Here is a 12,570-nt window from a genome sequence, read left to right on the forward strand (position 1 = left end):
TTACCTCTTACGCCAGACGCGGGTTAACTTTTTCTGCATCGATGTTGAATTTGGTAATTGCGTCTGCAACCACTTTCTTATCGATTTCGCCACGTTTAGCCAGTTCGCCCAGTGCTGCTACAACCACGTAAGAAGCATCAACTTCGAAGTGGTGACGCAGGTTTTCGCGGCTGTCAGAACGACCGAAGCCGTCAGTACCCAGAACGCGATAATCATCAGCTGGAACGTAAGTACGAACCTGCTCAGCGAACAGTTTCATATAGTCAGTAGACGCCACCGCTGGCGCGTCGTTCATCACCTGAGCGATGTACGGTACGCGTGGGGTTTCCAGTGGGTGCAGCATGTTCCAGCGCTCACAATCCTGGCCATCACGCGCCAGTTCAGTGAAGGAGGTCACAGAGTACACGTCGGAACCGACACCGTAGTCTTTCGCCAGGATCTGCGCTGCTTCACGAACGTGACGCAGGATAGAACCGGAGCCCAGCAGCTGAACTTTACCTTTGCTACCTTCGATGGTTTCGAGTTTGTAGATACCTTTACGGATACCTTCCTCGGCACCTGCTGGCATTGCCGGCATGTGGTAGTTTTCGTTCAGGGTGGTGATGTAGTAGTAAATGTTCTCCTGCGCTTCACCGTACATGCGCTGCAGACCGTCATGCATGATGACTGCCACTTCATACGCGTAAGACGGGTCGTAAGAGATACAGTTAGGGATAGTCAGAGACTGAATGTGGCTGTGACCATCTTCGTGCTGCAAACCTTCACCGTTCAGGGTCGTACGACCGGAAGTACCACCGATCAGGAAGCCGCGAGCCTGCTGGTCGCCTGCCTGCCAGCAGAGGTCACCGATACGCTGGAACCCGAACATGGAGTAGTAAATGTAGAACGGGATCATCGGCAGGTTGTTGGTGCTGTAAGAGGTCGCAGCAGCCAGCCAGGATGCGCCTGCGCCCAGCTCGTTGATACCTTCCTGCAGGATCTGACCTTTCTCGTCTTCTTTGTAGTATGCAACCTGCTCACGGTCCTGCGGGGTGTACTGCTGGCCGTTCGGGCTGTAGATACCGATCTGACGGAACAGGCCTTCCATACCGAAAGTACGCGCTTCGTCGGCGATGATTGGCACGAGGCGATCTTTGATCGACTTGTTCTTCAGCATCACGTTCAGGGCACGAACGAAAGCGATAGTGGTAGAGATCTCCTTGTTCTGCTCTTCCAGCAGCTGAGAGAAGTCTTCCAGCGCTGGCAGTTCCAGCTTCTCGGTGAAGTTAGGCTGACGAGCTGGCAGGTAGCCTTTCAGCGCCTGACGACGTTCGTGCAGGTACTTGTGCTCTTCGGAGCCTTCCGGGAAGGTGATGTAAGACAGGTTTTCGACCTGCTCATCGGTCACTGGAACGTTGAAACGGTCGCGGATATAGCGCACGCCGTCCATGTTCATTTTCTTAACCTGGTGAGCGATGTTTTTACCTTCTGCGGTATCACCCATGCCGTAACCTTTGATGGTGTGGGCCAGGATTACAGTCGCTTTACCTTTGGTTTCACGCGCTTTTTTCAGTGCAGCGTAAATTTTCTTCGGATCGTGACCACCGCGGTTCAGGGCCCAGATCTGCTCATCAGTCCAGTCTGCAACCAGGGCTGCGGTTTCTGGATATTTGCCGAAGAAGTGCTCACGCACGTAGGCACCGTCTTTGGATTTGAAGGTCTGGTAGTCACCGTCAACGGTTTCGTTCATCAGCTGGATCAGTTTACCGCTGGTGTCTTTACGCAGCAGTTCGTCCCAACGGGAACCCCACATGACTTTGATCACGTTCCAGCCAGCACCTGCGAAGATGCCTTCCAGTTCGTTGATGATCTTGCCGTTACCGGTTACCGGACCATCCAGACGCTGCAGGTTACAGTTGATGATGAAGCACAGGTTGTCCAGCTTCTCACGGGTCGCGATGGTGATCGCGCCTTTAGATTCTGGCTCATCCATTTCGCCGTCGCCCAGGAAGGCGTATACGGTCTGCTCAGAGGTGTCTTTCAGACCACGGTGTTCCAGATACTTGAGGAATTTCGCCTGGTAGATCGCACCAATTGGGCCCAGACCCATGGATACGGTCGGGAACTGCCAGAATTCAGGCATCAGTTTAGGGTGCGGGTAAGAAGACAGACCTTTACCGTGAACTTCCTGACGGAAGTTGTTCATCTGCTCTTCAGTCAGACGACCTTCCAGGAATGCACGTGCATAGATGCCCGGAGAGATGTGGCCCTGGAAGTACACCAGATCGCCGCCGTCTTTCTCGTTCGCTGCACGGAAGAAGTGGTTGAAGCACACTTCGTAAACGGTCGCAGAAGACTGGAAGGACGCCATGTGGCCACCCAGTTCCAGGTCTTTCTTGGATGCGCGCAGAACGGTCATGATGGCGTTCCAGCGGATTGCAGAACGGATACGACGTTCCAGATCCAGATTGCCCGGGTATTCCGGTTCGTCTTCAACGGCAATCGTGTTTACGTAGTTGCTAGCCCCTGCACCTGAAGCAACCTTCACGCCGCCTTTGCGGGCTTCAGAAAGCAGCTGATCAATCAGATACTGAGCGCGCTCAACACCTTCTTCACGGATGACCGATTCGATCGCCTGTAGCCAGTCGCGAGTTTCGATCGGATCCACGTCATTTTGGAGACGTTCTGACATGGGGGTATTCCTTATCTATCTAATACGTTGATTTGTCTGGAACCTGTCCCATTGTGCTCTTGGGCAAGAACACAATAAGACAGGTTCTGCGTTTAGTTGCCGCGCTCTAAAAGTACCTGGCGCTTAATCCTTTCGTTGCTGTATGCGGCGTAATGAACGTTCGCGACGCGATTGTTCACGGCTGCGGTCCAGCAAGATTTCCTCAATGAAAGCCAGATGGCGGTGCGACGCTTCGCGCGCCTGCTCCGGTTCCCCGGCCATTATCGCCTCGAATACTCGGGTGCGATGGTTGCTTACCAGTGGGAGCATGTCCCGACGGGCATACAACAATTCAAAATTTTGACGAACGTTCTGGGCCAGCATCGGCTCCATGCAGCGTAGCAGATGGAGGAGCACCACGTTGTGGGCCGCTTCGGTGACGGCAATTTGATACTGGACGACGGCGCTGGACTCGGCGTCTAAATCGCCGGACTGCTGTGCCCGTTCAATGGCCTGATGCAGCTCGCGGATACGCACGCGATCTTCATCAGTGCTGCGAAGGGCGGCGTAATAGGCCGCAATACCTTCCAGCGCGTGACGGGTCTCAAGCAGATCAAACTGGGATTCTGGGTGGTCAGAGAGAAGTTCTACCAGCGGATCGCTGAAGCTCTGCCACAGGCTGTTTTGCACAAAGGTTCCGCCGCCCTGGCGACGAAGCAGCAAGCCCTTTGCTTCGAGACGTTGAATCGCCTCACGCAGAGAGGGACGTGAAACGTCGAACTGTTTTGCCAGTTCGCGTTCTGGCGGAAGTTTCTCACCCGGGCGCAGAGTCCCTTCGAGGATTAAAAACTCCAGCTGCTGCTCAATCACATCAGATAGTTTTGGTTGGCGAATTTTGCTGTAGGCCATATTCCCTGTCTTACGCCTTTTTGCCCGGAGTCAATTGGTCTTACCAATTTCTATTTCGTATCGCTAAAGTAACAAAGTATTCACCTTCTGTCCATATTGGTTTTGATTGAAATCAGTAAACCCTGCACATTTTAACAACCTTACAGAAATAACGTTTCAGAAATGTAACTTTGCACAAATGAGTTGATTACTCCTAAAGAGGGAGTTTTAACCATAATGAAACGAGGGTTTTTGCAATCTGAAGCGATTCAACAAGGCAAATAATGAAAATTCGCCCACTTAAGGCGCATTTCTATTCTATAGGTTGGGTGAGGAACAACGAGCGGGCCGATTTACAAATGCTTTCTTTTTATTCAAGTCGTCATCACCCCTTCATAAAGCAGGTGCATTCGCAGGCACTTACCACTATTCTGGCGCTTACGGAAGTCATCTCCGCTTTTTTCGGTCTCGTTAACCGTAAAGAAATAAATACAGAATATGGATTTTCATAATTACACACGCTCAGCGTGAACATAACAACCACACACGAGGTTTCAAATGGAAGCTCAACAGCACGGCGATCAGCTAAAGCGCGGGCTTAAAAACCGCCATATTCAGCTCATCGCACTGGGCGGTGCGATTGGTACCGGCCTGTTTCTGGGCAGCGCATCCGTTATCCAGTCTGCCGGTCCGGGTATTATTTTGGGTTACGCGATTGCGGGTTTCATTGCTTTTCTGATCATGCGCCAGCTGGGCGAAATGGTCGTGGAAGAGCCGGTCGCAGGCTCCTTCAGCCACTTTGCCTATAAGTACTGGGGCAGCTTTGCCGGTTTCGCCTCGGGCTGGAACTACTGGGTGCTGTACGTTCTGGTTGCCATGGCCGAACTGACCGCCGTCGGGAAATACATTCAGTTCTGGTATCCCGAAATCCCAACCTGGGCTTCTGCTGCAGCCTTCTTCGTTATTATCAACGCCATTAACCTGACCAACGTTAAAGTGTTCGGGGAGATGGAGTTCTGGTTTGCCATCATCAAGGTCATTGCCGTGGTGGCGATGATTATCTTCGGCGGCTGGCTGCTGTTCAGCGGCAACGGCGGCCCGCAGGCCACGGTGCGCAACCTCTGGGAACAGGGTGGCTTCCTGCCTCACGGCATGACCGGCCTGGTGATGATGATGGCGATCATTATGTTCTCCTTCGGCGGCCTGGAGCTGGTGGGCATCACCGCCGCAGAAGCCGACAACCCTGAGCAGAGCATCCCGAAAGCCACAAATCAGGTTATCTACCGCATCCTGATCTTCTATGTGGGCTCACTGGCGGTGCTGCTCTCCCTGCTGCCGTGGACGCGCGTGACTGCTGACACCAGCCCGTTTGTGCTGATCTTCCACGAGCTGGGCGATACCTTTGTCGCCAACGCGCTGAACATCGTGGTGCTGACCGCAGCGCTCTCCGTTTACAACAGCTGCGTATACTGCAACAGCCGCATGCTGTTCGGCCTCGCCCAGCAGGGTAACGCGCCGAAGATGCTGCTTAACGTTGATAAACGTGGCGTGCCGGTGAATACCATCATTGTTTCCGCCATCGTGACAGCCCTGTGCGTGCTCATTAACTACATGGCACCGGAATCGGCGTTTGGCCTGCTGATGGCGCTGGTGGTCTCTGCGCTGGTCATCAACTGGGCGATGATCAGCCTTGCGCACATGAAGTTCCGCCGCGCGAAACAGCAGCAGGGCGTCACCACGCGCTTCCCTGCCCTGCTCTATCCTCTGGGTAACTGGATCTGCCTGCTGTTCATGGCGGCCGTGCTGGTGATCATGCTGATCACCCCAGGTATGGCGATTTCCGTCTACCTGATCCCGGTCTGGATTGCAGTACTCGGCGTTGGCTATCTCTTCAGTCAGAAAAGCCGTAATGCCATGAAGGCGCACTAAGCCTCCCACCGCGGTGCCTGCTTTTGCGGGTGCCGCGCGTTGTTACCTCCTTCACACTTTCACGCCCACAGCGCATTTATCCATATCACCGCCCTGATACTGCAACGCATATATCCCTTCGCCAGCGAATAATTCTCTCCATACCGTAAACCGGAGAGCTGTCGATGGATAACAACACACTGTCAGTAAAAGAAAAGATCGGCTATGGGATGGGCGACGCCGGATGCAACATTATCTTTGGCGCCATCATGCTGTTTGTTAACTATTTTTATACGGATATTTTTGGTCTGGCCCCTGCGCTGGTCGGCGTGCTGCTACTGTCTGTCCGCGTGATTGACGCCGTAACGGACCCGATCATGGGCGCGATTGCCGACCGCACCCGCAGTAAATATGGCCGGTTTCGTCCATGGCTACTGTGGATTGCGTTCCCCTACGCGCTGTTCAGCATCCTGATGTTCACCACGCCAGAGTGGAGCTATAACAGCAAAGTTATCTATGCCTTTGTCACCTACTTCCTGCTGTCGCTCACCTACACCGCCATCAACATCCCCTACTGCTCGCTGGGCGGGGTGATCACCAACGATCCAAAAGAACGTGTGGCCTGCCAGTCGTATCGCTTCGTGCTGGTCGGCATCGCCACGCTGCTGCTCTCATTAACGCTGCTGCCGATGGCAGACTGGTTTGGCGGGGACAACAAAGCCAAAGGCTACCAGATGGCGATGACCGTGCTGGCGCTGATTGGCACCTGCATGTTCCTGTTCTGCTTCGCCACCGTGCGCGAGCGCGTGCGCCCGGCGGTGCAGACCAACGATGAGCTGAAAAACGATCTGAAAGACGTGTGGAAGAACGACCAGTGGGTGCGCATTCTGCTCCTGACGCTCTGCAACGTCTGCCCCGGCTTTATCCGCATGGCGGCCACCATGTATTACGTGACCTGGGTGATGGGCCAGAGCACCCACTTCGCCACGCTGTTTATCAGCCTGGGCGTTGTTGGCATGATGCTCGGCAGCGTGCTGGCAAAAGTGCTGACCGACCGCTGGTGCAAGCTGAAGGTCTTCTTCTGGACCAATATCGTGCTGGCGATTTTCTCCTGCGCCTTTTATTTCTTCGACCCGAAAGCGACCGTCACCATCGTGGTGCTCTACCTCCTGCTGAACATCCTGCACCAGATCCCGTCTCCGCTGCACTGGTCGCTGATGGCCGACGTGGATGACTACGGCGAGTGGAAAACCGGGAAGCGCATCACCGGCATCAGCTTCTCGGGCAACATCTTCTTCCTGAAGCTGGGGCTGGCGATTGCCGGGGCGATGGTCGGTTTTCTGCTCTCCTGGTACGGCTACGACGCGGGGGCGAAAGCGCAAAGCGCAGACGCCCTGAACGGGATTGTGCTGCTGTTTACCGTTATCCCGGGGGTGGGTTATTTGATCACTGCGGGCGTAGTGCGCCTGCTGAAGGTGGATCGTGAAACCATGAAGCAGATCCAGCTCGATCTGGAAAAACGCCGCAACAACTACCACGAGCTGAACGATTATCAGGAACTGAAAGCCGCTGAGACTAAATAAGGAAAGCCGAATGCAAACCTGGCCAAACCCGTTTATTGAACAACGCGCCGACTCGTATATCCTGCGCCACGATGGGCAATATTACTTTATCGCCTCCGTGCCGCAGTACGACAGGCTGGCGATCCGCCGTGCAGACTCGCTGGAAGGCTTACGTCATGCCGAAGAGGTGGTGGTCTGGCGTAAACCCGACGCAGGCCCAATGAGCCAGCTGATATGGGCGCCGGAACTGCACCACATTGACGGAAAGTGGTACATCTATTTTGCCGCGACGCACACCCAGGCGCTCGACGCGCTCGGGATGTTCCAGCACCGCATGTTTGCCATTGAATGTACCGACGACGATCCGCTCACCGGCAGGTGGGTAGAAAAAGGCCAGATCGAAACCCCGTTCGACACCTTCGCCCTGGACGCCACCACCTTTGTGCATCAGGGAAAACGCTGGTATCTGTGGGCGCAAAAAGCGCCGGACATCTCCGGGAACTCCAACCTTTATCTGTGTGAAATGGCGAACCCGTGGACGCTGAAAGGCGAGCCTGTGATGCTCAGCAAGCCGGAGTATGACTGGGAGTGTCGCGGGTTTTGGGTCAACGAAGGCCCGGCGGTGCTGTTCCATGGCAACAAACTGTTTATCAGCTATTCCGCCAGCGCCACCGACGAGAACTACTGCATGGGGCTGCTGTGGATAGACCTGAACGCCGATCCGCAAAACCCTGCAAACTGGCATAAATCCCCGCGTCCCGTATTCGCCACCAGCTACGAAAATCGCCAGTACGGCCCGGGACACAACAGCTTTACGCAAACGCCGGAAGGGGAAGATGTGCTGGTGTATCACGCGCGGAACTACACCGAAATTGAGGGCGATCCGCTGTACGATCCAAACCGCCATACCCGCCTGAAGCGCGTCCGCTGGAATGAAAACGGGATGCCTGATTTCGGCATCCCGCCTGCGGACACGCTTTAATCGTTACGGCGCGCTGGCTTACACCAGCGTGCCGTAGATCGTCAGCAGCGCCACGATAACCACGACCACAAACGACGTTTTCTTCGCCATGGAGACAGCGGCTTTCGGCGTTTCAATCTTATCGGTATGCGGCTCGCGCGCCAGCGAGAACTGCGCCAGACGCGTTAACACCTGATACTGCGACGTATGGCGGTCGGCAAGCGAGGCGAACCACGCGGGCAGCGCTTTTTCACCGTGGCCAATTAACGCGTACACCACGCCCACCAGACGCACCGGAAGCCAGTCAACCACGTGCAGGATGGCATCAATGCCGGACAGCAAACGCTCGTGCGGCGTCAGATAGCGGGCAAGCCAGGTCTGCCAGGCGCGCAGGAACGCATACCCCATCAGCAAGACCGGTCCCCATGGACCGCCCACCACAAACCAGAACAGCGGCGCCAGGTAGTAACGGAAGTTAATCCACAGCAGCGCGTTCTGCAGTTCGCGCAGGAACTCGCGCTCGTCGCAGTCCGGCGGCACGCCGTGGATCATCGTCAGCTCGCTCGCCATGGCATTGCGCGCATGGGCATCGTCACGGGAGGCGGCTTTCAGGTACGCGTGATAGTGCAAACGCACCTTGCCCGCACCAATGCACAGCACGCCGAGCAGGATCCACACCACCAGCAGCGGCACGTTGAAAAAGAGTCCATACAGCGAGCGCAGCAGCAGGAACGTAATCACCATCACACCCGCCATCATCAGCAGCGTGCGCAGCATGGAAAAGTGCTTGATACGGCGGAATAACACCTCCAGCCGGTGATCCAGATGCCAGTGCTCACCGAGCTTGAACAGGCGTTCAGCGATGATAACCAGCAGCATGGTAAACAACGTCATGGTATCTCCTTATTCTGACGACGCGGTGAGCATGGCGCGGAACCGCGGCCAGTCAAATGCCGGGCCGGGATCGGTTTTTCTCGCCGGAGCGATATCGCTGTGCCCGGTAATATTGTCGGCGATGGCCGGGTAAAGTCCGATAAGCGTGCGGGTCACAGCCGCTAGCTGTTGATACTGTGAATCGGTGTAGGGCGTGGTATCCGTGCCTTCCAGTTCGATCCCGATAGAAAAATCGTTGCACCGTTCGCGCCCGTGATACATCGACACCCCGGCATGCCAGGCGCGCTTATCAAAGGGAACATACTGAACCACTTCACCATCGCGACGAATCAGGCAATGAGCCGACACGCGCAGATGCGCAATCTCAGCAAAGAAAGGATGGGCATCGGGATCTATCGTTCCCGTGAATAACGCATCGATCCACGGGCCGCCGAATTCCCCCGGCGGGAGACTAATATTATGAACCACCAGCAGTGTGGGCTTTTCATCCTCCGGGCGGCAGTCGTGGTGCGGCGAAGGCACATGCCGCGCATCCACCAGCCATCCGTTTTCTAACAACATGCTGGAACTCCTTATGTATGGTGCTGTTACTCGGTTCAGAGTAGCATGTTTCAATATTTTGATTCGTTACCAATTTGGAGTTTTATCATGCCGCCTCGCCGCTACAACCCCGACCACCGACGTGAAGCGCTTCTGGAACGTATTAATATGGATATTCCGGCAAGCGTTGCCCATGCTTTGAAAGAAGATCTGGGCGGTGACGTCAATGCCGATAAAGATATTACCGCACAATTGTTGCCGAAAGAGACGCGCTCCCACGCGGTCATCATCACCCGTGAAGAGGGTGTTTTTTGCGGCAAGCGCTGGGTTGAAGAGGTCTTTACCCAGCTGGCGGGCGATGATGTGCAGGTCACATGGCACGTGGAGGACGGCGATAGCGTCACGCCAAATCAGCCGCTGTTCGAGCTGGACGGCCCCTCCCGCGTCTTGCTGACCGGCGAACGTACCGCGCTCAATTTTGTACAAACGCTCTCTGGCGTCGCCAGCGAAGTGCGTCGTTACGTTGACCTGCTGGCCGGCACCCGAACCCAGCTGCTGGATACCCGCAAAACGCTGCCGGGCCTGCGCACGGCGCTGAAGTACGCGGTGCTCTGCGGCGGCGGCGCAAACCATCGTCTGGGCCTGTCCGACGCTTTCCTGATTAAAGAGAACCACATTATTGCATCGGGTTCCGTACGTCAGGCGGTGGAGAAGGCCTTCTGGCTGCATCCGGATGTGCCGGTTGAAGTAGAAGTGGAAAACCTGGACGAGCTGGAGCAGGCGATTAAGGCCGGGGCCGATATCATCATGCTCGATAACTTCGAAACCGAGCAGATGCGTGAGGCGGTAAAACTGACCAATGGCCGGGCCCAGCTCGAAGTCTCCGGAAACGTCACCTTCGAAACGATCCGTGAATTCGCCGAAACCGGCGTGGATTACATCTCCGTCGGCGCGCTGACCAAGCACGTTCGCGCCCTCGACCTCTCGATGCGTTTTAAATAGTGATTCCTCCCCTCTCCGCCTGGAGAGGGGAATTTCAGCCCCGCTCGCAAATCCGCTGTTCTTCCCTGCAACACCGCATTAATTCTCTGAATGCGCTTTCCCGTTCCCTTTTTTGCCCCTCGTTTCTGCCCTTTTGCGCTGACAGAGTAGCGCCACTTAACGTAAGGAGCAGATATGAACAGACAACACGGATTCACTCTTATTGAGCTGATGGTGGTCATCGGCATTATTGCGATTCTGAGCGCCATCGGCATACCTGCCTATCAGAACTACCTGCGCAAAGCGGCGCTGACCGATATGCTGCAAACCTTCATTCCCTACCGCACCGCCATTGAACTTTGCGCGCTGGATCACGGTGGTGTGGAGAGCTGCGATGCCAACAGCAACGGCATCCCTTCCCCCACCACGACACGCTACGTTTCCGGAATGAGCGTAGCGAAAGGGATCGTGACCTTAACAGGACAGGAAAGTCTTAACGGGCTGGAAGTGGTCATGACGCCGCAGTGGAACAACGGCAACGGGATGACGGGCTGGACGCGCGTCTGCAACATCAGTGCTGATAGCGCTCTGAAGCAGGCCTGCGAAGACGTTTTCCGCTTCAGCAATAACTGAGGAGCGGAGAATGAATACCGATCAACTCGTGGCGCTTTGTCTTCGCCATCACGCGCTGCTGCTATCCAGCGACAGTGAGAGGATCAACATTGCCGTCGTGGGAAAGCCCGCGACCGAACTCATGGAGGCGCTGCGTTTCGCGACCCAGAAACGGATTGATATTGAGTGCTGGAGCGCGGAGCGCATGGAAAAACACCGGCAGCTGACGTCTCAATCGCATCTGCCCGGCGTTTCGCAAACACACTCTACGGTAGATGTCCTTAACCACACGCTGCAGCAGGCAATCAACCAGCGCGCCTCTGATATTCATATCGAACCGATGGAGCACGCGTGCCAGATTCGTTTACGTATCGACGGCGTACTTTGTCCGCAGCCTCCGCTTGCCGCTGAACTGGCTAACCTGTTAAGCGCACGTTTAAAAGTGCTGGGTAACCTGGATATTGCAGAACGCCGACTGCCTCAGGACGGCCAGTTTACGATTGAACTGGCCAATGAGCCGGTCTCGTTTCGGATCGCGACGCTTCCCTGCAGCGGCGGCGAAAAAATTGTGCTGCGCCTCCTGCATCAGGTTCCGCAGGCCCTTGAGCCGAAAGCGCTTGGCATGGATGCTGAACAGTTGGCCTGTTTTAATGCGGTTCTCCACCAGCCGCAGGGGCTGATTCTGGTCACCGGCCCTACAGGCAGCGGCAAAACCGTGACGCTGTACAGCGCTTTGCAGTCGCGTAACACCCCTGACGTCAACATCTGCAGCGTGGAAGATCCTATTGAGATCCCCCTTGCCGGATTAAACCAGACGCAGATTAATCCCCGGGCGGGTTTAACCTTCCAGAACGTGCTGCGCGCACTGCTACGTCAGGATCCCGACATCATTATGGTCGGCGAAATCCGTGACGGAGAAACGGCCGGGATTGCCATTAATGCTGCCCAAACCGGGCATCTGGTGCTAATTACAACTCTCTAATAACTAACTTCGATTTGTATAGATGTTAAGCGACTTCAAGGATATGGCTTAGAGCTTTGCCAGACAGTTCCAATTGATTCCTACGCTGGTTTTATTTACAGTGAATCGTGATAAAGCAAGTAGCATTCAGGAGATTACTTATGTCCTCTTATGATTCGCGGGTTCAGTTGACGTCAAAAAGCAGCGTTATCTATAAGTTTCTGGTTCATGCGGCTACCCCACAGGGGGCAAGAGTTAAAGTCCAAAACCATCTGAGAAAGCTGGGAGATTTTGATTTCAGTGAAATTTGCATTTCGTCTATGGAGGTGAGGGGTGATGTCTTGCTTCTAAACCCTGACGGTACAAAGTGCCTGATTCTTTAAGGTACAAGTCATCATCGAAATGTATGTTTTTCAAGCAGATGAACAATAACGATGTGATGTCGCTGCTTATCACTACACCCTGCAATACCGTATCGCTTAACCAGTTCATAGCCGACCTTATCCAGCCTTTTAAGTAGCTGCTCAGGTAGCGATAAGACCAAATTAAAGGCTACGGGGGTAAGCACCTCTTGCTTATCATTTTGTTTCAGTGGGTTGAATGCGTAAAGGTT

General features: G+C 54.9%; 11 protein-coding genes and 1 pseudogene. 7 read left to right on the forward strand and 5 right to left on the reverse strand.

Features of this window, described 5'->3' with window-relative positions; translation table 11 throughout:
* Nucleotides 1-7: 7 nt before the first annotated feature.
* Nucleotides 8-2,671, reverse strand: a complete 2,664-nt coding sequence (gene aceE, locus ACVCAM_RS14990) for a pyruvate dehydrogenase (acetyl-transferring), homodimeric type (RefSeq protein WP_008501959.1) — start codon at nucleotides 2,669-2,671, stop codon at nucleotides 8-10.
* A gap of 123 nt (nucleotides 2,672-2,794) precedes the next feature.
* Nucleotides 2,795-3,559, reverse strand: a complete 765-nt coding sequence (gene pdhR, locus ACVCAM_RS14995) for a pyruvate dehydrogenase complex transcriptional repressor PdhR (RefSeq protein WP_008501960.1) — start codon at nucleotides 3,557-3,559, stop codon at nucleotides 2,795-2,797.
* A gap of 263 nt (nucleotides 3,560-3,822) precedes the next feature.
* Between pdhR and ACVCAM_RS15000 the strand changes: the two genes are divergently transcribed.
* The 4 genes from ACVCAM_RS15000 to ACVCAM_RS15015 all read left to right on the forward strand — a co-directional run bounded on the left by ACVCAM_RS15000 (nucleotide 3,823) and on the right by ACVCAM_RS15015 (nucleotide 7,990).
* Nucleotides 3,823-4,050 (forward strand): hypothetical protein, encoded by a 228-nt coding sequence (locus ACVCAM_RS15000; protein WP_021240510.1) that lies wholly within the window; start codon nucleotides 3,823-3,825, stop codon nucleotides 4,048-4,050.
* A gap of 46 nt (nucleotides 4,051-4,096) precedes the next feature.
* Nucleotides 4,097-5,467, forward strand: a complete 1,371-nt coding sequence (aroP, locus tag ACVCAM_RS15005) for an aromatic amino acid transporter AroP (RefSeq protein ID WP_008501961.1) — start codon at nucleotides 4,097-4,099, stop codon at nucleotides 5,465-5,467.
* Between the two features lie 164 nt (nucleotides 5,468-5,631).
* Complete coding sequence (locus tag ACVCAM_RS15010; RefSeq protein ID WP_320733334.1) at nucleotides 5,632-7,029, forward strand: MFS transporter; 1,398 nt, start codon at nucleotides 5,632-5,634, stop codon at nucleotides 7,027-7,029.
* A gap of 10 nt (nucleotides 7,030-7,039) precedes the next feature.
* Nucleotides 7,040-7,990, forward strand: coding sequence for a glycoside hydrolase family 43 protein (locus tag ACVCAM_RS15015; protein ID WP_407223063.1), 951 nt, complete (start codon nucleotides 7,040-7,042; stop codon nucleotides 7,988-7,990).
* Nucleotides 7,991-8,008: 18 nt separating this feature from the next.
* Here ACVCAM_RS15015 and ampE read toward each other — a convergent pair whose 3' ends face one another.
* Together ampE and ampD are read right to left on the reverse strand one after the other, a co-directional pair.
* Nucleotides 8,009-8,863, reverse strand: coding sequence for a beta-lactamase regulator AmpE (ampE, locus tag ACVCAM_RS15020; RefSeq protein ID WP_023326702.1), 855 nt, complete (start codon nucleotides 8,861-8,863; stop codon nucleotides 8,009-8,011).
* 9 nt (nucleotides 8,864-8,872) lie between these two features.
* On the reverse strand, nucleotides 8,873-9,424 hold the full coding sequence (gene ampD, locus ACVCAM_RS15025; protein WP_008501965.1) for a 1,6-anhydro-N-acetylmuramyl-L-alanine amidase AmpD: 552 nt from the start codon (nucleotides 9,422-9,424) through the stop codon (nucleotides 8,873-8,875).
* Nucleotides 9,425-9,511: 87 nt separating this feature from the next.
* On the opposite strand from ampD, the gene nadC reads away from it, so the two are divergent.
* The 3 genes and pseudogenes from nadC to ACVCAM_RS15040 all read left to right on the forward strand — a co-directional run.
* Nucleotides 9,512-10,405, forward strand: a complete 894-nt coding sequence (nadC, locus tag ACVCAM_RS15030) for a carboxylating nicotinate-nucleotide diphosphorylase (RefSeq protein ID WP_021240514.1) — start codon at nucleotides 9,512-9,514, stop codon at nucleotides 10,403-10,405.
* Nucleotides 10,406-10,579: 174 nt separating this feature from the next.
* Nucleotides 10,580-11,017: a prepilin peptidase-dependent pilin gene (gene ppdD / locus ACVCAM_RS15035; RefSeq protein WP_032675951.1), complete on the forward strand. Its 438-nt coding sequence runs from the start codon at nucleotides 10,580-10,582 to the stop codon at nucleotides 11,015-11,017.
* Between the two features lie 10 nt (nucleotides 11,018-11,027).
* Nucleotides 11,028-11,969: pseudogene (locus tag ACVCAM_RS15040) on the forward strand (ATPase, T2SS/T4P/T4SS family); the annotation flags it as partial.
* 382 nt (nucleotides 11,970-12,351) lie between these two features.
* Here ACVCAM_RS15040 and ACVCAM_RS15045 read toward each other — a convergent pair.
* Nucleotides 12,352-12,570: hypothetical protein (locus tag ACVCAM_RS15045; RefSeq protein ID WP_447093620.1), on the reverse strand; the 219-nt coding region annotated here is incomplete at its 5' end.

The organism is Enterobacter sp. CFEC122 (genome assembly GCF_052983755.1).

Coding starts and splice junctions, on each gene's coding strand:
- aceE (WP_008501959.1), bottom strand. CDS start 2,671: ATGTCAGAACGTCTCCAAAATGACGTGGATCCGATCGAAACTCGCGAC.
- pdhR (WP_008501960.1), bottom strand. CDS start 3,559: ATGGCCTACAGCAAAATTCGCCAACCAAAACTATCTGATGTGATTGAG.
- ACVCAM_RS15000 (WP_021240510.1), top strand. CDS start 3,823: ATGAAAATTCGCCCACTTAAGGCGCATTTCTATTCTATAGGTTGGGTG.
- aroP (WP_008501961.1), top strand. CDS start 4,097: ATGGAAGCTCAACAGCACGGCGATCAGCTAAAGCGCGGGCTTAAAAAC.
- ACVCAM_RS15010 (WP_320733334.1), top strand. CDS start 5,632: ATGGATAACAACACACTGTCAGTAAAAGAAAAGATCGGCTATGGGATG.
- ACVCAM_RS15015 (WP_407223063.1), top strand. CDS start 7,040: ATGCAAACCTGGCCAAACCCGTTTATTGAACAACGCGCCGACTCGTAT.
- ampE (WP_023326702.1), bottom strand. CDS start 8,863: ATGACGTTGTTTACCATGCTGCTGGTTATCATCGCTGAACGCCTGTTC.
- ampD (WP_008501965.1), bottom strand. CDS start 9,424: ATGTTGTTAGAAAACGGATGGCTGGTGGATGCGCGGCATGTGCCTTCG.
- nadC (WP_021240514.1), top strand. CDS start 9,512: ATGCCGCCTCGCCGCTACAACCCCGACCACCGACGTGAAGCGCTTCTG.
- ppdD (WP_032675951.1), top strand. CDS start 10,580: ATGAACAGACAACACGGATTCACTCTTATTGAGCTGATGGTGGTCATC.